We start from the raw sequence: 19,751 nt of genomic DNA, 5'->3' as shown, positions 1-19,751 counted from the left end.
GTTGTGCCCCGGGTGTCATCCGCGCGTCATCCGCCGCACCGGTCCGGTCCACCTGGGCCGCCTACCAATGGTCACGGCCGGGGAGCAACGGAGCCCGGCACCGTGTACGAGGAGCCCCCGATGAGTCCCGAACCGTCGCGTCCGAGCCCCGCGCTGTCGCGCCGCACCCTGCTGGGCGGCGCCGCTGCGGCGGCCGTGCTGTCCGCGCTGCCGCCGAGCGTCCGTCAGGCGCTGGCCGCCCCCGCCCGACCCGGCAGGCTGGAGGACATCCAGCACGTGGTCGTCCTGATGCAGGAGAACCGGGCGTTCGACCACTACTTCGGCACCCTGCCCGGCGTGCGCGGCTTCGGGGACCGCGCCGCGGTGCGCGGCGTCAACGGCCGCTCGGTGTTCCACCAGCCCGACCCGTCCCGGCCCGAGGGCTACCTGCTGCCGTACCCGATGAACGCCGCCCACACCAGCGCCTACCAGCAGGGCGCGCCGGCCTTCGGCTACGTCGACTCGATGAACGCCTGGAACGACGGGCTGGCCGACGGCTCGGTCACCCGGCGCTCCTCGGGCTGGCTCGGCCAGGGCTACTACGAGTCGGCCGACATGCCCTTCTACCACGCGCTGGCCTCGGTGTTCACCACCTGCGACGCGTACTACGCCTCGGTGCAGTGCAACACCAACACCAACCGCGAGCACCTGATGACCGGCACCAGCGGCGGCACCGTCCGCGACACGCCGGTGACCGACAACTCCGAGCCCGCCGCGGGCTTCGAGTGGACTACCTACGCGGAGCGGCTGGAGCGGGCCGGGGTCAGCTGGCGCACCTACCAGGCGCTGGACAACTTCGACGACAACGCGCTCGCCTGGTTCACCAGCTTCATCCGGGCCGAGCCGGGCTCGGCGCTGTACGAGCGCGGGCTGCGAGCGGTCGGCGACCCGGCGAAGAAGGGCGACCCGTTCGCGATGGGCGACGCGCTGGTCGAGGCGTTCGCGAACGACGTGCGGGACGACCGGCTGCCGCAGGTGTCCTGGCTGGTCGCGCCCGCCGCGCTGTCCGAGCACGCCAACTACGCGCCGCCGAACGGCGAGCACCTCACCGCCCGGCTGCTGGCGGCGCTGGCCGCCCACCCGGAGGTGTGGGCGAAGACCGTGTTCATCCTCAACTACGACGAGCACGGCGGCTTCTTCGACCACCAGCTGCCGCCCGTCCCGCCGCTGGCCGCCGGGCGCGGCGCGTCGACCGTCCCGGTGGACGGCGAGGTGGTGGTGCGGGTCGGCAAGGGCGGCTCGACGTACCACCGGGTGGTCGGGCAGGACGGCCGCTACCGGGTGCGGAACGCGGACGGCTCACCGGGCTGGTCGGCGACGCTGCCCGCCGGGGAGACCCTGGTGTCCGGGCCGTACCCGATGGGCCTGGGCGTGCGGGTGCCGATGGTGGTGGTCTCGCCGTGGACCCGCGGCGGCGCGGTCGACTCCACGGTGTACGACCACACCTCGGTGATCCGGCTGCTGGAGCGGCGCTTCGGCGTCGCCGAGCCGAACATCTCGCCCTGGCGGCGGGCCGTCACCGGCGACCTCACCGACGTCTTCGACTTCTCCGGGCAGGACCCGGCCTGGCCCGAGCTGCCCGACACCTCCGGCAACCGGCAGAAGGTCACCGACACCGGCAAGCTGCCCGCCCCGACCGTCCCCGCGCCGCAGCGCGCCCCGCAGCAGCAGCGCGGCACCCGCACCGCCCGGCCCGTCCCGTACCACCTCCAGGTCAAGGCCCGGGTCCGCAAGGGCGTGCTCACCCTGGACCTGGCCAACCCCGGCCGGCAGGGCGCCGTGATCGCCGCCTACCCCGAGCCCGGCAGCGCGCCGCGGCACTACACGGTGGGCGTCAAGGGCAAGCTCTCCGACACCTGGCAGCTCGGCCCCGACGGCTACGACCTGCGCCTGCACGGCCCGAACGGCGCGCTGTGGCACCTGCGCGGCGACGCGGCGGGCTCGTACGAGACCTCGGTCTCCGAGGACGGCGGCGGCGGGTGGCAGCTGGCCGTGGAGGTCGCCAACCGGACGCCGGTGAGCCGGGTGATGACCATCGGCGACCTGGCGTACGGCGGCGGGCAGCGCGAGGTGCGGCTCGGCTCGGGCGAGTCCGCGGTGGTCAACCTGCCGGTGGGCAAGGAGGGTTGGTACGACGTCGTGGTCACCGCCCGGGACGACGCCCGCTACCGGTTCCGGCGCGCCGGACGGCTGCCGCACCAGGCCGTCGGGTCCACCGACCCGGCGATGGGCCTGGCCGACCCGCTGCTGCTCGACGTCGCGCTGGGCTCCGCGTCCGCGACCGTCGACGAGGCGGTCCTGCTGCCGGGCCGACCCGCCCGGCTCAAGGCCCGGCTCACCGCGACCGCCGACCTGACCGCCCTGGAACTCGCCCCGCTGCTGCCCGCCGGGTGGCCGGCCCCGACCGTGGTCACCGCGCCGCCCGCCGCACTGGCCGCGGGCGCGAGCGCCGACGCCGAGTGGGAGGTCCGGGTGCCCGCGGCGCCCGCCGCCGCCTCCCGGCTGCTGGTCACCGCGCGCGGCACGGCCGCCGACCGGTACGCCGTCGCCGACGGCGAGGTGGCGGCCCGCACCGCCCCGTCGATGGCCGGGTACCTGCTCGGCGAGGACTTCGAGTCGCTGGCCCCCGCCCTCGTCCCGGTCTCCGGCGTGCTCGGCTGGACGGCCCAGGCCCCCGCCGGCTGGTCGGTGGTCAACGCGCCCGGCATGCCGCAGGGCACCGTCCGCCTCCAGGGCTGGACCTTCCACACCAAGCGCGCGTGGTCCGCCCCCGCCGGGCAGGACCGCGGCAACTTCACCCGCGGCCTGGGCGTGCTCGCCGTCGCCGACCCCGACGACTGGGACGACAACGGCTCCCCCTCGGCCCGGGGCAGGTTCGACTCCACCCTGGTCTCCCCCGCCGTCCCCGTCCCGGCCGGCACCGACTCGCTATACCTCGCCTTCGACTCGCACTACCGCCAGGAGGCCCCGCAGAAGGCGTCCGTGACGGCGGTGTTCGACACCGGCGAGGAGGCCCGGCTGCTCTTCTACAGCAGCGACGCCACCGGCAACGACAATGCCGGCCAGGACGCCGAGAACGCCTCCGTCACCCGCCGGTTCGCCGTCCCCGCCGGGGCCCGGACGGTCACCCTGAGGTTCCGGATGTACGACGCGGGCAACAACTGGTACTGGGCGGTGGACCACGTCCGCCTGGACGTCCGCCCGATCACCGGCTGACGCCGTCGGACGCCGTCCCGCCCCCCGGACGCCGTCCCGCCCCGCCGCCACGATGGGCGGCGGGGCGGGGCGGGGCGGGGCGGGACGGGGCGGGGCGGGCGGGGTCAGAGGATCTGGATGGACTTCACCCGGGGCGGGTGGTTGGGGAAGGTGATGTCGTGCCAGCGCGTGATCTTCACCGAGTCGCCGTTGGCGTCGTAGTAGATGAGGTCGTTGTTGCCGGTGGAGATCCGGTCGACCCACCAGTTGCCGAAGTCCGTCCGGCCGGCGTTGGCGTAGCAGTCGACGCTCTGCTTGCCGTCGAGGTGGGACCAGATCTTGAGGTAGTTCTCGCCGCCCTTGCACTCGATGTGGTTGATGGCGTAGGCCTCGCCGCTCGGTACGACGACGGTGAGGGCGGTGGCGGCGGCGAACGCCAGGGCCGCCGAGAAGGCGGTCCGCTTGGTCCTAGAGAACACGGGGTCTCCTCCGGTACGGGGCCCGCTGACGGGTCGTCAGCGGGCCCGGGAGACCTCAACGTACCGAGCGGCGGCATGCCCCCGGACGCACCACTCCGGACACGAACTTCGGTTGTCCCACTTCACTCGTTCGTGTTCGCAACGTAGAACGGCGGCCGGTCCGGGCGGCGGGCCAGGAAGGCCAGCTGGAGGCCCCGGTCGAGGCGGAGGCGGAGGGCCGGGTCGGCGGCCAGCGCCGGGCCGAGGCGGGCGGCGAGGGCCTGGACGGCGGCGGGGTCGGCGGCCGGGTCGGCCAGGACCAGCGCCAGGGTGGCGTCGGCGTCGGCGGCCGGGGCGAGGTGGGCGGCGGTGACGGCGGGTTCGGCCGCGAGCAGGGTGCGCAGGGCCTGCTGCACCTCGGGGTCGCGGTGCGGCGGGAGGTGGCGGCGGTTCTCCGCGACGGCGCGCAGGCGGGCGCCGGACAGCTGGTAGGTGACCGGGCCCGCCGGGTCGATCAGCAGGGTGTCGGCGCGCTCGGCGAAGGCCACCATCGCGGCCTGCGGGGCGACCGTCGGGGCCGGGCGGGCGTCCGGGCGCCAGGCGGCCATGGTGGCCAGCGAGGTGAAGGCGGGCAGGGCGCGGCGGCCGTCGGGGGCCTCCACGACGGGGACGGCCATGTCGCTGGTCTTCTCGTGCCGGTGCCCGTCGGCGCCCACCTCGACCTCGCCGAGCAGTGCCACGATGGGCACCATCAACCGGCTCGGGGTGAGGGCGGCGAGCAGGTCGGGCTCGGTGGCCGGGTCCTGCTGCCAGGCGGCGAGGGCCGCGGCGAGGGCGGGGTCGGCGGTGCCGTCGTCCTCGGCGAACCCGGGGTTGGGGATGTTCTTGCGCTCCACCCCGTGAGGGTATGCCACGTTTACCTCGGGGCGGATCGCGGAGACGGCTCCGGCGGCGGTGCGGGCGGGCGCGCGGGCAGGTGGGCGGTCCGGGCTGGTGCAGGCGGTACAGGCGGTACAGGCAGTGCAGGCAGTGCAGGCGGGCGGTACGGGCGGAGGAGGTGGCCGGTGGAGCGGCGTGGGCGGTTGGCGGTGGCGGCCGTGGTGCCCGGGACGGGCGCGGCGGCGGTGCGCGGCGGCGGGCTGTTCGTGACGGCGAGCACGGTGAAGGTCGACCTGGTCGCGGCGCTGCTGCTGCGGCACGGCGGGGAGGGCCGCCTGACCGACGGGCAGCGGGAGTTGGCGGAGCTGTCGATCGTCCGCAGCGACAACGCGGCGGCGAGCGAGCTGTACCTGCTGGTGGGCGGGGCCGACGGGCTGGACGCGGCGTACCGGGCGCTCGGCCTGGTGGAGACCGTCGCCGGGCGGGACGGGTACTGGGGGCTGACCCGGACGAGCGCCGGCGACCGGGTGCGGCTGCTGCGGCAGGTCTTCGGGGCGGCGGCGGGTCCGGGGGTGGCGGGGCCGGGGGCGGCAGCGGGGGCGCTGCCCGGGCGGGAGTGGCTGGCCGCGCTGATGGGGCGGGTGGTGGCCGAGCAGGCGTGGGGCGTGTCGGCGGCGGGCGGGCACGGGGACGGGGTCCGGTTGAAGAACGGTTGGCTGCCGCGCAGCGCCACCGGGCGGTGGGTGGTCAACAGCACCGGCGCGGTGGGGGCCGGGACGCTGGTGGCGGTGCTCTCCGACGGCTGGCGGGAGCTGGCGGAGGGCGTGGCGGCGGTGGAGGCGGCGGCGCGCTGGGCGGTGACCTCGGTGACCCCGGCGGCGCTGGAGGCTGAGGCATCGGCATCGGCAACGGCGGTGGCGGCATCGGCGGTAGCGGCAACGGCCGGGCGGGGGCCGGGCGGACGCGGCACCGGGGATTGAGGGTCCGGTGGATCTACCGTCCAGTAGGGGGATGTGGCAGTCTGCGCCCATGGCACTCGTTGAAACCGCCGCGACCAGCGGCACCGTCTCCGACCGGGCCCGCTACGACCGGGCGACGGCGCACCTCGACGCGCCACTGGCCGTCGTCGACCTGGCGGCGTTCGACGCGAACGCGGCGGACCTGGTGCGGCGGGCCGGCGGGAAGCCGATCCGGGTGGCGTCGAAGTCGGTGCGGTGCCGGGCACTGCTGGAGCGGGTGCTCGGGACGGACGGCTTCGCGGGGGTGATGAGCTTCACCCTGGCGGAGACGCTGTGGCTGGTGGAGTCCGGGTTCACCGACGTGCTGCTGGCGTACCCGTCGGCGGACCGGGCCGGGTTCGGACGGCTGACCGCGGACCCGGAGCTGGCGCGGCAGGTCAGCGTGGTGGTGGACGACGAGGCGCAGTTGGACCTGATCGACGCGGCCCGGGAGGGCTCGGCGACGGTGCGGGTCTGCCTGGAGCTGGACACCTCGCTGCAACTGCTGGGCGGCCGGCTCCGGGTGGGCGCGCGGCGCTCGCCGCTGCGGACGCCCGAGCAGCTCGGCCGGTTCGCCGAACTGGTCGGCCGCCGCCGGGGGTTCGAGGTGGTCGGGCTGATGGCGTACGAGGGCCACGTGGCGGGCGTCGGGGACGCGGTGCCGGGGCGTCCGCTGCGGTCGGCGGCGGTGCGGCTGATGCAGGCGAAGGCCCGGTCGGAGCTGGCGGTGCGGCGCGCCGAGGTGGTCCGACGGGTGCGCGAGGTCGCCGAGCTGGAGTTCGTGAACGGCGGCGGCACGGGCAGCGTGGAGTCGACGGTCGCGGAGCGCGCGGTGACCGAGGTGGCGGCCGGTTCGGGGCTGTTCGTGCCCCGGCTGTTCGACAACTACCGCGCCTTCCACGGGCGTCCGGCGGCGCTGTTCGCGCAGCCGGTGGTGCGGCGCCCCGGGGTGGGCGTGGTGACGGTGCTGGGCGGCGGCTACCCGGCGTCCGGCCCGGCGGGCGCGGACCGCTCCCCCGTCCCGTACCTGCCGGCCGGTCTGCGCTACGACCCGCAGGAGGGCGCGGGCGAAGTGCAGACGCCGCTGCTGGGCTCGGCCGCGGACGACCTGCTGATCGGCGACCGGGTCTGGTTCCGGCACGCGAAGGCGGGCGAACTGTGCGAGCGCTTCCCGCAGTTGCACCTGATCGAGGGTGACACGATCACCGACACCGTGCCGACCTACCGGGGCGAGGGCCACACCTTCCTGTGACCTCCGACGGCCCCCGCCGCGCGGCCAACCGCCGCGCGGCTCGGTCAGCGGCCGGTCAGGCGACCGTCCCGCCCGCGTTGCGGATCAGCCGCTGGAGCACCTTCACCGTGGTGACGTAGTCCGCGTCGTCGATGCCCGCGTGGAGGGCGGCGCGGATCGCGGGCGCGTTGCGGGCCAGGTCGACGCGGGCCCGCTCGCCCACCGGGGTGAGCCACAGCCGGTCCTCGGCGTCGCGGCTCAGCCGACCGCGTTCCACCAGGATCGCACGGGTGGTCATAGCGGTGGTCGCACGAGTCGTACGGAGACGGTAGGACTTCAAGCGCGGTTGAGGTCAAACGTCCGTTCCCGCTGTTCCGGGCCGACGGACGACCACCCGGCGACCACCCGGAGAAACGTCCGGAGATTTTTCCGCCGGTCGTGTCGAGAACCCGTCGGCGGCTCCGTCCCAGGGGTGAAGGCGGCCACAATGGGCCGCACCAGTACCTAGGAGTGAGACCGATGGCCAAGTACCTGATGCTGAAGCACTACCGCGGCGCGCCGACCCCCGAGGGCTTCGTCCCGATGGACCGGTGGACGCCCGAGGAGGTCACCGCCCACATCCAGTACATGCGCGACTTCGCGGCGAAGCTGGAGCAGAGCGGCGAGTTCGTGGACGCCCAGGCGCTCGCGCCCGAGGGGACGTGGGTGCAGTACGGCGGCGAGGGCCGGCCGCCGGTCACCGACGGGCCGTTCGCCGAGACCAAGGACCTGATCGCCGGGTGGATGGTGATCGACGTGGACAGCTACGAGCGGGCGCTGGAGCTGGCCGCGGAGCTGTCGGCGGCGCCGGGTGCGGGCGGCGAGCCCATCCACGAGTGGCTGGAGCTGCGCCCGTTCATGTCCGAGCCGCCGACCGTCACGGAGTGACCCCGGTGTCCTCGCCGCCGGACCCGCCGGACCGGCCGAACCGGTGGGACCGGTGGGACCGGCCGGCCCCGCCGATGGACGAGGCGCTGCTGCGCGTCCTCACCCCCGAGGTGCTGGCCGTGCTGGTCCGCCGCGGGGCCGACTTCGCGGCGGCCGAGGACGCCGTCCAGGAGTCCCTGGTGGAGGCCGTCCGGCGCTGGCCGGACGAGCCCCCGCGGGACCCGAAGGGCTGGCTGGTCACCGTCGCGTGGCGGCGCTTCCTGGACGCGGCCCGGGCCGACACCGCGCGCCGCCGCCGCGAGGACCTGATGGACGAGCAGCCCGGGCCCGGCCCGGTCCCGGACACCGACGACTCGCTGCGGCTGTACTTCCTGTGCGCGCACCCGTCGCTGAGCGCGTCCTCGGCGGTGGCGCTGACGCTGCGCGCGGTCGGCGGCCTCACCACCCGGCAGATCGCCGCCGCGTACCTGGTGCCGGAGGCCACCATGGCGCAGCGGATCTCCCGGGCCAAGCGCACCGTCGCGGGCGTGCGGCTGGACCGGCCGGGGGACGTGGCGACGGTGCTGCGGGTGCTCTACCTGGTCTTCAACGAGGGCTACTCGGGGGACGTCGACCTGGCCGCGGAGGCGATCCGGCTGACCAGGCAGCTGGCGGCCCGGATCGACCACCCGGAGGTGTCCGGCCTGCTGGCGCTGATGCTGCTGCACCACGCCCGCCGGGCCGGGCGGACCGCGCCGGACGGCAGCCTGGTGCCGCTGGCCGAGCAGGACCGCACCCGCTGGGACACCGCCGCGATCGCCGAGGGCGTCGCCGTCCTCCAAGCGGCGCTGGCCCGCGACCGGCTCGGCGAGTTCCAGGCCCAGGCGGCGATCGCCGCCCTGCACGCGGACGCGCCGACCGCCGCCGAGACGGACTGGGTGCAGATCGTCGAGTGGTACGACGAGCTGGCCGCGCTGACGGACAGCCCCGTGGTGCGGCTGAACCGGGCCGTCGCGGTCGGCGAGGCGGACGGCCCCCGCGCGGGCCTGGCCGCGCTCGCCGCGCTGGACGACGCGCTGCCCCGGCACACCGCCGCCCGCGCGTACCTGCACGAGCGGGCCGGCGACCTGCCGACCGCCGCCGAGCTGTACGCCCGGGCCGCCCGCGCGGCCGGCACGCAGGCCGAGCGGGACCACCTGATACGGCAGGCCGCCCGGCTCAACACCCTTCTGCGCGACGGGAGTTGAGCCGCCCTACGGTAGGGCCGCGGCCGGCGGAGGGTGCGGCGGTCAGGTGGTGGTGCCTCCACCGCCGCCCTGGAGGGAGCCGGGGTCGACCTTGGTGATGCCCTGCAGGATGCTGTCCATCTGGTCCAGGCCCGGCGCCTTGTCGGCGATGTCGAAGCCGAAGTGGACGGCGGTCAGGGCCTTGCCGTCGGCGGTCGGGAAGACCACCGTCTCCACGTAGCCCGGGTTGCCCTTCGCCGCGTCGACCTGCCAGCGCACCAGGTAGCCGGAGCGGCCGGCCACCGTGACCGCCTCGTTCTTCAGCTCCTTGTGACCGTTCAGGTCGCCGTAGGCATCCTTCGCGGCGGCGGCGATGTCCTGCTGGGCGGCCTGCTTGGCGTCGGTGCCGCTGATCTTGCCGGTGGACACCCCGCCCAGCGAGCATTTGTCCGAGCCGTCGACGCAGGTGTAGCTGCCGGTGGAGATGCCGGCGTAGCCCTCCGTGCTGGTGCCGCCGGTCCAGCCGCTCGGGATCGGCAGCGAGATCCCGTTGACCATGTCGATGGCGGCCTTGGCGTTCGTCCCGCTCCCGTTGCCGTTGCCCTGACCGTTGCCCTGGCCGTCTCCACCGGTGCCGCCGGTGCCGCCGTTCCCGTTGCCGCCCTGGCCGTTGCCGCCGCCGAAACCGAAGCCGAACGGGTCGCTGGGATTGGTCTTCCCGTTGCCGTTGCCGTTGCCGTTCCCGCCGGTGCCGCCGTTTCCGCCGTAGCGGTGCCCGTCCGAGCTGGAGGCGGCCGTGGACCTGGTGCCGTCCCGGTGGCCGTCCATCACCAGGTAGGTGACGCCGGAGCCGATCGCGAGGCCGAGCACGGCGGCGACCGAGGCGGCCACCAGGACCGGCTTGGACGGCTTGCGGCGGGACGGCCCGGCCGCCGCGAACTGCCCGGCGTACGGGGGCAGCGGGGGGTAGTGCACGGTCTGCCCGGAGGCGTTCAGCACAGTGCCCTCCAGGACGGCGGTGTCCTCGGGGCCGGCCGCACCGGCCCCGGCGTCCGGGCCCGGGGCGGGCGCGGCGTCGGCGGGGGCCGGGCGGGTCTCGGCGGTCCAGCCCTTGCCGTCCCACCAGCGCTGGGGGCGGGGGTCGCTGTCGGTGTCGACGGGGTCCGGGTACCACCCGGCCGGAATCTGCTGCTCGCTCACGGTAGAGACCCTAGGCGGCTGCGGATAAGCGGGAAATCAGCGCGGGGCCGCAAACGGGTGTCCGGCGATGAGATTCCGGTGAGAATCGTCCGCTCGCGCCCGTGGAACCCTCCCCGGGCCCTCCCGGGGCGGTTCCGGGGGGGGGGCCGGGCACGGCGGCAGCAGGCCGGGGCGGCCGCAGGGGGCGCGAACTTTGCTCCACGCGCCTGAAGGGGCGCGTGCGGGTGGTGGGTCACCCGGCGGGGGGCGTGCACGGGCGGCAGAATGCGCGCCATGACTCCTCGCCCCGTGATCGGCATCAGCACCTTCCTCACCGACGCCGCCTGGGGGCGGTGGGACACCATCCGCTCCGCGCTGCTCCCCGCGCGCTACCCCGAGCTGGTGCGCGAGGCCGGCGGGATCGCCCTGATGCTGCCGCCGGACGCCCCGGAGCACGCCGCGGCCGTGGTCGCCCGGCTGGACGGCCTGGTGATCGCGGGCGGCGAGGACGTCGACCCGGCCCTGTACGGCGAGCGCCCCCACCCGCTGACGGTGGCCTGCGCCCCCGAGCGCGACCTGTGGGAGGCCGCGCTGATCCGCGCCGCGCTCGCCGCCGGCACCCCGCTGCTGGGCATCTGCCGGGGCATGCAGCTGCTGAACGTGGTGTGCGGCGGCTCGCTGATCCAGCACCTGCCGGACGTGGTCGGCGAGGAACTGAGCCACGTCGGCGCGCCCGGCGAGTACGGGCGGCACCCGGTCCGGCCGGTCCCCGGCACGCTGCTCGCGGACCTGCTGCCGGAGGAGTCGCTCTCCGTCCCGACCTTCCACCACCAGGCGGTGGCCAGGCTCGGCGAGGGTCTGACCGTCAGCGCGTACGCCGAGGACGGCACCGTCGAGGCGGTCGAGGGCGCGGGCTTCACCGTCGGCGTCCAGTGGCACCCCGAGCAGGGCGAGGACCTGCGGGTGGCCCGCGCCCTGGTGCACGCGACCCGGCTGGCCCCGCTCACCGCCCCGGTCGAACCGGTCACCGTCCCGATCGGCCCGGTCGTGCCGGTCACCGTCCCGATCGGCCCGGTCGTGCCGGCCGCCGTCCCGATCGGCCCGGTCGGCCCGGGGAGCGCCGCCTCCCCCGGCCGCTGAGACGCTCACCTCCAGCCGCTGAGACGCCCGCCCCCCCGGACCGGGGGTCGGTCCCGGCTCAGGGCAGCGCGACCCCGGTCACGGCGGCGAGCACACCGAGGCCGGCCGCGCCGAGCAGGCAGGGCACCACGCCCCGGCGCAGCACCAGCAGCCAGAGCGCGGCGAGGACCAGCACCGCGTACTGCCAGGGGCGGCCGAGGGCCAGGGCGAGCGGGAGGGCGGAGCCGGCGATCGCGCCGATGACGGCGGGCCCGGCACCGGTGAGGAAGTCCTGGGCGGCGGTGTCGGCGCGCAGCCGGTCGAAGTGCGCCGCGCCGGACAGCACGAACAGGAAGGACGGCGCGAAGGCCACCGCCGCGGCGAGCAGCCCGCCCGGGACGCCCGCGGCGGCGTAGCCGACCACCGAGACGGTCTGCACCACCGGGCCGGGGGTGAGCTGGCCGAGCGCGACGGCGTTCAGGAACTGGCCGTCGGTCATCCAGTGGTAGCGCTCGACGGCGTCCTGCTGCATCAGCGGGACGATCACGAAGCCGCCGCCGTAGGACAGCGCCCCGACCTTGAGCGCGACCCAGGCCAGCGCGCCCGGGCCGCCGGCCGCGGCGAGGCCGGGCGCCAGCAGCGGCAGCGCGGCGCGTGGGGACCGCCGGGGTCGCGCCGGTCGCGCCGGTCGCGGCGGTCGCGGGGCCCCGGGTGCGCGCGGCGGGTCCGCGTCCGGTCGGCCCAGCGCGGCGTCCCCCGTTGGGCTGGTTCCCCCTCTGTCCGCGCGCCCGCGTCGGCGGAAGGCGATCTCGGCGGCGCCGGTGGCCAGCAGGACCAGGACCAGCCACGGCCCGGTGCGGATCGCGGCGGCGGCGCCGAGCAGCAGGTAGGCGGTCCAGCGGACGCGGGCCGGGCCGGGGCCGGAGCGCGCCAGGCTGGCCGGGACGAGGGTGGCGGCGGCCTGGGCGGCGACGGCGGCGACCGCCCCGCCCGCGCCCGCGGCGGCACCGAGCACCCAGTGCGGCGGGTCGCCCGCCAGGAACAGCCCGGACAGCAGCAGGATCAGCGCCAGCCCGGGCAGGATGAACGCCGCGCCGCCGACCAGCGCCCCGGCGGTGCCGCGCAGCCGCCAGGCGGTGAGGACCGCCAGCTGGGTGGAGGCCGGTCCGGGCAGCAGGTTGGTGGCGGCGACGCCGTCCTCGAACTCGCTCGCGGCGATCCAGCCGCGCCGCTCCACGCAGAGGCGGCGCAGCAGCAGGACGTGCGCGGGCGGGCCGCCGAAGCCCAGGACGCCGATCCGGCCCCACTCGCGGGCGATCACCGCGAGCGGCACCCGCTCCACCGTCTCCCCCGCCACTACGTCCCCTGCCACCACGTCCACTCCCCCGCCTGCCCGACCGTCCGGCCGTCCGATCGCCCGGCCACCGCGCGAACGGCGCGGATGCGCCGCGCACCCTACCCGGCCCGGATGGCGTACCGGAGAACGACAACGGTCACCAGTGCAGCCTTTGGATCTTCCTCCGATCTGGGGTTCACTTCCGGTGCGGACACCAGAGCGGAGGGACCCCGATGGCCGAGCACGAGCACGACCACGGCAGTGACCACCAGCACGGCCACGGGCACGGATCGCACGCCGGGCACAGCCACGCGGTGGCGGCGGACGCGGACCGCAGGTGGCTGTGGAGCGCGCTGGTCCTGCTGGTGGCGTTCATGGCGGGCGAGGTGGTGGTCGGCTTCGCCGCCCGTTCGCTGGCGCTGATCTCGGACGCGGCGCACATGCTGACCGACGCCGCCTCGATCGGGCTGGCCCTGGTGGCGATGCGGCTGGCGGCGCGTCCGGCGCGCGGCGGCTACACGTACGGGCTGAAGCGGGCCGAGATCCTCTCCGCGCAGGCGAACGGGGTGACGCTGCTGGTGCTGTCGGCCTGGCTGGGCTACGAGGCGGTGACCCGGCTGGTCTCGCCGCCGGAGGTGCAGGGGTCGCTGGTGCTGGTGACGGCGCTGGTGGGCGTGGTGGTGAACGTCGCGGCGACCTGGTGCCTGTCGAAGGCGAACCGGTCCTCGCTGAACGTGGAGGGCGCCTTCCAGCACGTGCTGACCGACCTGTACGCGTTCGTCGCGACGGCGGTGGCGGGCGCGGTGGTGCTGTTCACCGGGTTCGTCCGGGCGGACGCGATCGCCTCGCTGGTGGTGGTGGCGCTGATGCTGCGGGCCGGGACCGGGCTGGTGCGGGACTCGGCGCGGATCTTCCTGGAGGCCGCGCCGGCCGGGATCGACCCGGACGAGGTGGCGGACCGGCTGGTGGCCGCGCCGCAGGTGGAGGAGGTCCACGACCTGCACATCTGGGAGATCACCTCCAACCAGCCCGCGCTGTCGGCGCACATCCTGGTCGCCCCGGGCGGCGACTGCCACGCGGTGCGGCGCGGGCTCCAGCGCCGGCTGCGCGAGGAGTACCGGATCACCCACGCCACCCTCCAGGTCGACCACCTCGGCGAGGACGAGCGGGACGGGCTGCTCCAGATCGCCCCGAACAGCGCGGCCGCGGCGGCCGAGGAGGAGGCCCGCGAGCACTGCGCGGACGCGCACGGCCCGGTGCACCGGGCGGGCCCGCACCCGCACTGACGGCGGATCAGCCCCGGGCTGTCGGGGGCATGCGGCATGATCGGGGGGTGACCGCACCGACCGCACCGAGTGTCCCGACCGCGCCCCGGCTGATGCTGCTGGACACCGCGAGCCTCTACTTCCGCGCCTACTTCGGCGTCCCGGATTCGCTCCGCTCCCCGCAGGGCGAGCCGGTGAACGCGGTGCGCGGCCTGCTCGACTTCATCTCCCGCCTGGTCCACGACCACGGCCCGGACCAGCTGGTCGCCTGCATGGACGCCGACTGGCGCCCGCAGTGGCGGGTCGACCTGATCCCGACCTACAAGACCCACCGCGTCGCCGAGGCCGCCCGGGACGGCGCGGAGGAGGTCCCGGACACGCTGGCCCCCCAGGTCCCGGTGATCGAACAGGTGCTGGACGCCCTCGGCATCGCCCGCGTCGGCGTGCCCGACTACGAGGCCGACGACGTGATCGGCACCCTGGCGACCCGCGCCACCGGCCCGGTCCAGATCGTCACCGGCGATCGGGACCTGTTCCAACTGGTCGACGACGCCCGCGCGGTGACGGTGCTCTACCCGGCGAAGGGCATCGGCTCGGCACTGACGATGGACGACGCGGCGCTGCGCGAGAAGTACGGCGTCCCGGGCTCCTCGTACGCCGATCTCGCCGCCCTGCGCGGGGACGCCAGCGACGGGCTGCCGGGCGTGAAGGGCATCGGCGAGAAGACCGCGACGCAGCTGGTCCAGGAGTACGGCGACCTGGCGGGCGTCCGCGCGGCCGCCGCCGACCCGGCCTCCGGGCTCACCCCGGCCCGCCGCCGGAACATCCTGGAGGCCGCCCCCTACCTGGACGTGGCGCCGACGGTGGTGCGGGTGGCCAGGGACGTGCCGCTGCCCGCGTTCGAGCCGGAGCTGCCGCGGGTGGCGCGCGATCCGGAGGGGTTGGAGTGGCTGGCCGGGCGCTGGGGGTTGGGGACGTCGCTGACCAGGCTGCTGGAGGTGCTGGCCGGGCGGTGAGGTGCCGGGCGGCGGTTCAGCGGCGGAGGGCCGGGCGGCAGAGCAGGATCTGCTTGGGCGAGGTGCTGGTGAACGGGGACGCGTCGTAGTCGCCGTGGCGGTCGGTGACGTCGAGGCCGGCCAGGCGGCAGAGGGCGAGCAGTTCCTCGGGGAAGAAGCAGCGCATGCTGACCTTCTTGGTGCGGACGCGCTCGCCCTCGCGCAGGTAGTCGAGGGTGAAGTGCAGGACCTGGGTGGCGGCGTCGTAGCCGGTGGCGGCGCGGACGTCGAGTGCGGTGCCGTCCGGGTCCGTGACGGACTTGTGGTGGTAGGGGGCGTCGGGGAGCCGGGAGAGCTTGGCCGGGGCGGGGTTGAAGACGTCCAGGAGCAGGGTGCCGTCCGGGCGCAGGACGTCGCGGGCCGAGGTGAGGAAGGCGAGGACGGAGTCCAGGTCGTGCAGGTGCTGCATCGCGTTGGTGGCCGAGAAGACCAGGGCGAAGCGGCGGTCGGTGCGGATGTCGCGGCAGTCCTGTTCGAGCCAGGTGACGGGCAGGTGTTCGGCGGCGGAGCGGCGGCGGGCCCGGGCGAGCATCGAGGGCATGACGTCGAGACCGGTGATGTCGACGCCCGCGCGGGCGATCGGGAGGGTGAGGCGGCCGGTGCCGCAGGCCACTTCGAGGACCGGGCCGCCGGCCCGGACGGCCCGGTCGAGGAAGAACGGGACGTCGTGGGTGCGGTCGGCGAACTCCCGGTCGTAGAAGTCGGCGTCGTCGTAGACGGCGAGGTCCTGCAGCGGCTTCATCGGGTGGCCTCCGGGGTGGGGCCGAACGCGTCGGCCAGGCTGGTCAGGACGGAACCGGGCCAGGAGGTCTCGCCGAAGGCGGTGGCCGGGAGGGCGAGCAGGCCGTGGTCGCGGCGGAGGGTCTCGGCCGGGGTGTCGACGGGGAAGAAGTAGTTGCCCGGGCTGGTGCGGCTGGCGGTGGGGATCGCGGCGCGGACCGCGTCCGGGAGCCGGGCGAGGAGCCGTTCGGCGCGGGCGTCCAGGGCGGCGGCGACCTGTCGGGGGGTGTCGGCGTGGTCGGTCAACAGGCTTTCGGCGAGGGCCAGTTGGGCGGGGCTGGGCGGGTCGGCCCGGAAGGCGTCGGCGAGTTCGGGCTCGTCCGGGCCGAGCAGGACGATGCCGAAGGTGCGGGGCCGGAGCCAGCCCTTGGTGACGGAGTGCAGCAGGACCGCCCGGCCGGTCTCCAGCAGGCGCCGGGTCCCGGGGGCGAACGGGGTGCCCAGGTCGTAGACGGCGTCGATCAGCAGGCGGCGGTGCGGCGACCGCTCCAGCCAGGCGGTCAGTTCGGCGCACTCGGGGTCGGTGAGGTGGCGGCCGAGCGGCTTGCTGGGGTTGGCGAGCAGCAGGTACTCGGGGCGGTCGCCGTCCGGTGCGGACCGCGGCAGGACGGGGGCGGGCAGGGTCGGGTAGGAGTCGGGGGCGAGACCGGCGGCGCGGGCCAGGTCGAAGTAGACCGGGTAGACGTCGGCGGGCAGCCAGAGCCGGGCCCGCCGGGCGCGCAGCCGGGGGAAGAGCAGGTCGAGCCCGTGCCGGACGCCGCGGCCGACCATGGCGCGGCGGGACCACTCCGCCGGCAGGTCGTACCGGCGCAGCCAGGTGCGGGCGAGGTCGCAGCGGTACACCGTCCGGGTGCCGGCGTCCTCGGGCGGCGCGGGGCACAGCGGGGCGAGCGCCCGGTAGACGTTGGTCTCGGCGGCGTCCAGCAGGGACGGGTCGGCGGCGAGCCGCTCCTGCCGGAACTCCTGGAACTGCTGGAACGTTTGGAACGCCCGGAGCTGCTGGGAGTCGCCGAACCTCGTGCCGTCGGACCTGGTGCCGTCGGGCCTCGTGCCGTCGGGCCTCATGCCGCCGCCTCCTCGGGTGCCGGGTGGATCTCGCTGGCCCGGTCCTCCAGGGAGGCGTAGCAGCGTCCGTCGGCCAGGACGTTCCAGCTGCGGACGGTGCCGTGGGTGCGTTCCCAGAGCAGGCTGGGCTCGGTGTAGGCGGCGATCCGCATCGGGCGGCCGTCCCAGCTGCCGTCGAGGACCGGCGCTCCCCAGGGCAGTCGGCCGGTCTCGGTGAAGCCGTGCTGCTCGGCGAACCGGGTGACGACGGACAGCGACACCTGGTGGTCGCGGCTCCAGCGGTTGGCGGCGTGGTCGTGGTAGAGCGACTCGGTGCTGGTGGAGACGTAGAGCTCCTTGAAGCAGACTTCCTCGACGCCGTGGGCGGCGGCCCAGGAGAGGTAGGCGGCGACGCCCGCCGGGTCGGCGACGCCGCCGTGCTGGAGCACGCAGATCAGCCGCATCCGCAGCCCGGGCCAGCGGTCGCGTCCGGCGTGCCAGGTGTCGGCCACCTCGCCCACCGGCGTGCGCAGCGCCATCAGGCGTTCGCTGGTGGCGTCGTCCTGGTGGTGCCGGGAGACGGCCAGCACGCTCAGGCCCGCGGCGGCCAGGGCGGCCAGCCGGTCGGCCCGGGTGGCGGGGTCGAGCCCGGCCAGGGTGTGCGCGTTGGTGATCAGGACGGTCTTGGGGAAGGCGGCGGCGCAGGCGGACACCAGCCGCAGCTGCTGGTCGAACGGCAGCAGCGTGGGCTCCCCGCCGCCGGTGATCACCGCCCGTTCGGCGCCCGCCGCGCGACCGCGCTCCAGCCAGGAGGCGACGGTGTCCCACGGGACGCGGGCCGGGGGCTGGTCGCTGGAGATCGAGGCGGCGGAGAAGCAGAACGCGCACTTGGCCTGGCAGGCGGCGGCGACCGGCAGCACCGAGACCGAGCGCGGCCGCAGGTCGGCGTAGTCGGCCAGGTCCGGGTTGAGGCGCAGCGAGGCGGCCATCGCGTCCTCGACGGTGGTCGGGCGCAGGACGAACGGCTCGCCGGACGGCGGGTTCCCGCCCGGCGCCGGGTCGAGTTCGTGGACGGCCGACAGCCGGATGCGGTCCCGGTGCAGCTCGGCGCCGAGGCCGGTGACCTGGTTGGGGCGCAGTTCGCCGGGGTCGACCGCGGTCTCCAGCACCAGCAGTCGGTCGCCGGGGACGGCCAGCCGCGCCAGCAGGCGGCCCGCCTTGGCGGTGCCGATGCCCAGTTCCGCGCGGGTCAGCAGGTGGAAGCGGTCCGGGTAGGTGCTCTCCGGGATTCCCGCCTTGCCGTAGGCGAGCGCGTACTTGTCGAAGCCCCGGGCGAAGTTCGACAGCACGATGACGTGGAAGCGCTGGTCGGTGCCGTTCATCCGGTCATCATGCATCCGATCGCGGCTCCCGGGAACGGGGTTTCCGCCACAATCGTCACCACTGTCACGGCCGACCCGGATGACCCGGCCGACCCGGACACCCCGGCCGTCGCAGCCGTCGCAGCCGTCGTGGGCACCGTACGGCGGTGCCCACGACGGCGGTCGGGGTGTCGGGGGTGTCGGGGGTCAGGAGACGTCGACGGTGATGTCGTCGAGGACGAACGAGGTCTGCTTGGTGTAGTCCTCGGCGCCGGTGAACTTCAACGTCACGCTCCGGCCCGCGTAGGCGGCGAGGTCGAAGGTGCGCTGCTGGTAGCCGGCGGCGGCCTTGGTGTTGTCGTAGCCGGCCAGGGTGGTGCCGTTGGCGGTGACGGTGAGGGTGTCGAAGGCGGTGGTGGTGGAGGCGGCGCTGTCGATGTGCAGCCAGAAGCTCAGCCGGTAGCCGGCGCAGCCGGTCGGCAGGGTGACGGTCTGGGACAGCGTGTCGGTGGTGGTGGCGCCGTTGCCGTCGAGCCAGGCGTCGTAGCCGCCGGTGCGGGCGGGCTCGCCGGCGGCGGAGTTGACGGTGCTGGTGCCGTCGCTGTTGGTCTCGGTCCAGCCGGCGGTGGAGCCGGTCTCGAAGCCGGGGTTGGTGATCAGCTGGGCGGCGGGGCAGCCGGTGCCGCCGCCACCGGTGCCGGTGCCGGCGCTCTTGGCGAGCCAGGCGGTGGTGTTCAGGGCGAGGGCGGCGTCGGTGCCGGCCGGGTCGTTCCAGCCGTCGTAGAGGGTGTTGCCGGACTGGCCGGTGCCGTCGTCGATCGGGGAGGAGTCGCCCCAGATGGCGACCCGGCCGCTGCCGAAGGTGGAGGTGGCGAAGGCGGCGCCGGTGCTGCCGCTGTAGCCGGTGCGGTAGAGCAGGCCCTTGACGTTGGGGTTGTCGGCGGGCTTGAGGGTGAAGGTGGTGCCGTTGCGGATGATCGAGCCGGTGACCTTGCCGAACGGGCCGTTCAGCACCGGGTCGGTGGTGTCGGTGATCGCGCGCGGGTTGTCGGTGGTGAGGTTGAGCAGGTCGACGGAGAAGCCGAACGGGTCGGTGCTGTCGACGCTGTTGGTGGTCAGCAGGTCGTTGATGACCTTCGGGGAGTCCCAGCCGTCGTTGTTGCGGTCGCTCTGGGTGTGGTCGGAGATCAGGAACAGGCCGCCGCCGTTCTGCACGAACTTCATCACGGCGGTCTTCTCGGCGTCACTGAGCCGGACGTTGGGCTCGGGCAGCACGAACGCGTCGAAGTTGGCGAGGTCGAGCGCGCCGCCGGTGCCGTAGCTGATGGTGTTGCCGGCCGGGAGGGTCTTCAGGCTGTAGCCGCCGGCCTTCTGCAGGGCGACGCCCCAGGCGGAGAGGGCGCCGGTCCAGGAGGTCTCGGTGGCGGGGTTGGCGTTCTGGGCGAGCGGGTCGGGCTGGCTGGTGGAGATGATCCAGTCGGCGTTGCCCGCGGTCTCGCCCTTGGTGTTGTCGAACAGCACCCGCTTGGGGGTGGCAGCGGCGGGCGCGGCGGCGGTCTGCGGCCGGAGGGTGGTGGCTGCCGCGGCGGGGTGCGGCTGGACGGTCGCGGCGGCGGCGAGCAGCAGGCCGGTCGCGGCGAGGGCGGTCGGGCGGACGGCCTTGGAAGCCCTGATCATCTG

16 protein-coding genes and 1 pseudogene are annotated in these 19,751 nt (G+C 75.3%); 8 read left to right on the top strand and 9 right to left on the bottom strand.

What is annotated here, in order from left to right; translation table 11 throughout:
* Nucleotides 1–120: 120 nt before the first annotated feature.
* Nucleotides 121–3,255: a phosphocholine-specific phospholipase C gene (locus K353_RS03690; protein WP_158585322.1), complete on the top strand. Its 3,135-nt coding sequence runs from the start codon at nt 121–123 to the stop codon at nt 3,253–3,255.
* A gap of 104 nt (nt 3,256–3,359) precedes the next feature.
* Here K353_RS03690 and K353_RS03685 read toward each other — a convergent pair whose 3' ends face one another.
* On the bottom strand, nt 3,360–3,713 hold the full coding sequence (locus K353_RS03685) for a beta/gamma crystallin domain-containing protein (RefSeq protein ID WP_111552088.1): 354 nt from the start codon (nt 3,711–3,713) through the stop codon (nt 3,360–3,362).
* Between the two features lie 122 nt (nt 3,714–3,835).
* Nucleotides 3,836–4,588, bottom strand: coding sequence for an SseB family protein (locus tag K353_RS03680; protein WP_111552087.1), 753 nt, complete (start codon nt 4,586–4,588; stop codon nt 3,836–3,838).
* 168 nt (nt 4,589–4,756) lie between these two features.
* Between K353_RS03680 and K353_RS03675 the strand changes: the two genes are divergently transcribed.
* The gene (locus K353_RS03675; protein WP_233533336.1) at nt 4,757–5,551 is read left to right on the top strand and encodes a serine hydrolase; all 795 of its coding nucleotides are present in this window, start codon (nt 4,757–4,759) and stop codon (nt 5,549–5,551) included.
* 49 nt (nt 5,552–5,600) lie between these two features.
* Nucleotides 5,601–6,821, top strand: coding sequence for an alanine racemase (locus tag K353_RS03670; protein WP_111552086.1), 1,221 nt, complete (start codon nt 5,601–5,603; stop codon nt 6,819–6,821).
* Nucleotides 6,822–6,876: 55 nt separating this feature from the next.
* Here the strand turns inward: K353_RS03670 and K353_RS03665 are convergent.
* Nucleotides 6,877–7,080: pseudogene (locus tag K353_RS03665) on the bottom strand (MarR family transcriptional regulator); the annotation flags it as partial.
* 239 nt (nt 7,081–7,319) lie between these two features.
* Here K353_RS03665 and K353_RS03660 point away from each other — a divergent pair.
* Together K353_RS03660 and K353_RS03655 are read left to right on the top strand one after the other, a co-directional pair.
* Complete coding sequence (locus K353_RS03660; protein WP_111552085.1) at nt 7,320–7,727, top strand: YciI family protein; 408 nt, start codon at nt 7,320–7,322, stop codon at nt 7,725–7,727.
* A 74-nt stretch (nt 7,728–7,801) separates the two neighbouring features.
* Nucleotides 7,802–8,953, top strand: coding sequence for an RNA polymerase sigma factor (locus K353_RS03655; protein ID WP_111552181.1), 1,152 nt, complete (start codon nt 7,802–7,804; stop codon nt 8,951–8,953).
* Between the two features lie 42 nt (nt 8,954–8,995).
* Here K353_RS03655 and K353_RS03650 read toward each other — a convergent pair whose 3' ends face one another.
* Entirely contained in the window at nt 8,996–10,132 is a 1,137-nt protein-coding gene (locus K353_RS03650) for a DUF2510 domain-containing protein (protein ID WP_111552084.1), read from the bottom strand.
* A 273-nt stretch (nt 10,133–10,405) separates the two neighbouring features.
* On the opposite strand from K353_RS03650, the gene K353_RS03645 reads away from it, so the two are divergent.
* Nucleotides 10,406–11,251, top strand: a complete 846-nt coding sequence (locus K353_RS03645; protein WP_370447551.1) for a gamma-glutamyl-gamma-aminobutyrate hydrolase family protein — start codon at nt 10,406–10,408, stop codon at nt 11,249–11,251.
* Between the two features lie 58 nt (nt 11,252–11,309).
* On the opposite strand, the gene K353_RS03640 is transcribed toward K353_RS03645, so the two are convergent.
* On the bottom strand, nt 11,310–12,602 hold the full coding sequence (locus K353_RS03640) for a chromate transporter (protein ID WP_233533335.1): 1,293 nt from the start codon (nt 12,600–12,602) through the stop codon (nt 11,310–11,312).
* Between the two features lie 197 nt (nt 12,603–12,799).
* On the opposite strand from K353_RS03640, the gene K353_RS03635 reads away from it, so the two are divergent.
* Together K353_RS03635 and K353_RS03630 are read left to right on the top strand one after the other, a co-directional pair.
* Nucleotides 12,800–13,852, top strand: coding sequence for a cation diffusion facilitator family transporter (locus tag K353_RS03635; RefSeq protein ID WP_111552082.1), 1,053 nt, complete (start codon nt 12,800–12,802; stop codon nt 13,850–13,852).
* A gap of 92 nt (nt 13,853–13,944) precedes the next feature.
* Nucleotides 13,945–14,847, top strand: coding sequence for a 5'-3' exonuclease (locus tag K353_RS03630; RefSeq protein WP_111552180.1), 903 nt, complete (start codon nt 13,945–13,947; stop codon nt 14,845–14,847).
* Nucleotides 14,848–14,863: 16 nt separating this feature from the next.
* On the opposite strand, the gene K353_RS03625 is transcribed toward K353_RS03630, so the two are convergent.
* The 4 genes from K353_RS03625 to K353_RS03610 form a co-directional block, all read right to left on the bottom strand.
* The gene (locus K353_RS03625; protein WP_111552081.1) at nt 14,864–15,628 is read right to left on the bottom strand and encodes a bifunctional 2-polyprenyl-6-hydroxyphenol methylase/3-demethylubiquinol 3-O-methyltransferase UbiG; all 765 of its coding nucleotides are present in this window, start codon (nt 15,626–15,628) and stop codon (nt 14,864–14,866) included.
* The gene (locus tag K353_RS03620; RefSeq protein ID WP_233533334.1) at nt 15,625–16,731 is read right to left on the bottom strand and encodes an aminotransferase class I/II-fold pyridoxal phosphate-dependent enzyme; all 1,107 of its coding nucleotides are present in this window, start codon (nt 16,729–16,731) and stop codon (nt 15,625–15,627) included. Before K353_RS03620 ends, K353_RS03625 begins: the two co-directional genes overlap by 4 nt.
* A complete protein-coding gene (locus tag K353_RS03615; RefSeq protein ID WP_233533333.1) occupies nt 16,728–18,092 on the bottom strand; it encodes a radical SAM protein in 1,365 nt (454 codons plus the stop codon). Before K353_RS03615 ends, K353_RS03620 begins: the two co-directional genes overlap by 4 nt.
* Nucleotides 18,093–18,278: 186 nt before the next feature.
* Nucleotides 18,279–19,748, bottom strand: a complete 1,470-nt coding sequence (locus tag K353_RS03610) for a hydrolase (RefSeq protein WP_111552079.1) — start codon at nt 19,746–19,748, stop codon at nt 18,279–18,281.
* Nucleotides 19,749–19,751 lie beyond the last annotated feature (3 nt).

It is taken from the genome of Kitasatospora sp. SolWspMP-SS2h, assembly GCF_003259315.1.
Lineage (GTDB): Bacteria > Actinomycetota > Actinomycetes > Streptomycetales > Streptomycetaceae > Kitasatospora > Kitasatospora fiedleri.
The sequence above is the reverse complement of the archived record's forward strand: the minus strand, read 5'-3'. Positions and strand labels throughout refer to the sequence as shown.

Bases quoted from the DNA above. Each gene is read 5' to 3' on its own strand.
- K353_RS03670 (WP_111552086.1), top strand. From the start codon at position 5,601: ATGGCACTCGTTGAAACCGCCGCGACCAGCGGCACCGTCTCCGACCGG.
- K353_RS03620 (WP_233533334.1), bottom strand. From the start codon at position 16,731: ATGAGGCCCGACGGCACGAGGCCCGACGGCACCAGGTCCGACGGCACG.
- K353_RS03615 (WP_233533333.1), bottom strand. From the start codon at position 18,092: ATGAACGGCACCGACCAGCGCTTCCACGTCATCGTGCTGTCGAACTTC.
- K353_RS03610 (WP_111552079.1), bottom strand. From the start codon at position 19,748: ATGATCAGGGCTTCCAAGGCCGTCCGCCCGACCGCCCTCGCCGCGACC.
- K353_RS03660 (WP_111552085.1), top strand. From the start codon at position 7,320: ATGGCCAAGTACCTGATGCTGAAGCACTACCGCGGCGCGCCGACCCCC.
- K353_RS03645 (WP_370447551.1), top strand. From the start codon at position 10,406: ATGACTCCTCGCCCCGTGATCGGCATCAGCACCTTCCTCACCGACGCC.
- K353_RS03625 (WP_111552081.1), bottom strand. From the start codon at position 15,628: ATGAAGCCGCTGCAGGACCTCGCCGTCTACGACGACGCCGACTTCTAC.
- K353_RS03655 (WP_111552181.1), top strand. From the start codon at position 7,802: ATGGACGAGGCGCTGCTGCGCGTCCTCACCCCCGAGGTGCTGGCCGTG.
- K353_RS03630 (WP_111552180.1), top strand. From the start codon at position 13,945: ATGCTGCTGGACACCGCGAGCCTCTACTTCCGCGCCTACTTCGGCGTC.
- K353_RS03690 (WP_158585322.1), top strand. From the start codon at position 121: ATGAGTCCCGAACCGTCGCGTCCGAGCCCCGCGCTGTCGCGCCGCACC.
- K353_RS03635 (WP_111552082.1), top strand. From the start codon at position 12,800: ATGGCCGAGCACGAGCACGACCACGGCAGTGACCACCAGCACGGCCAC.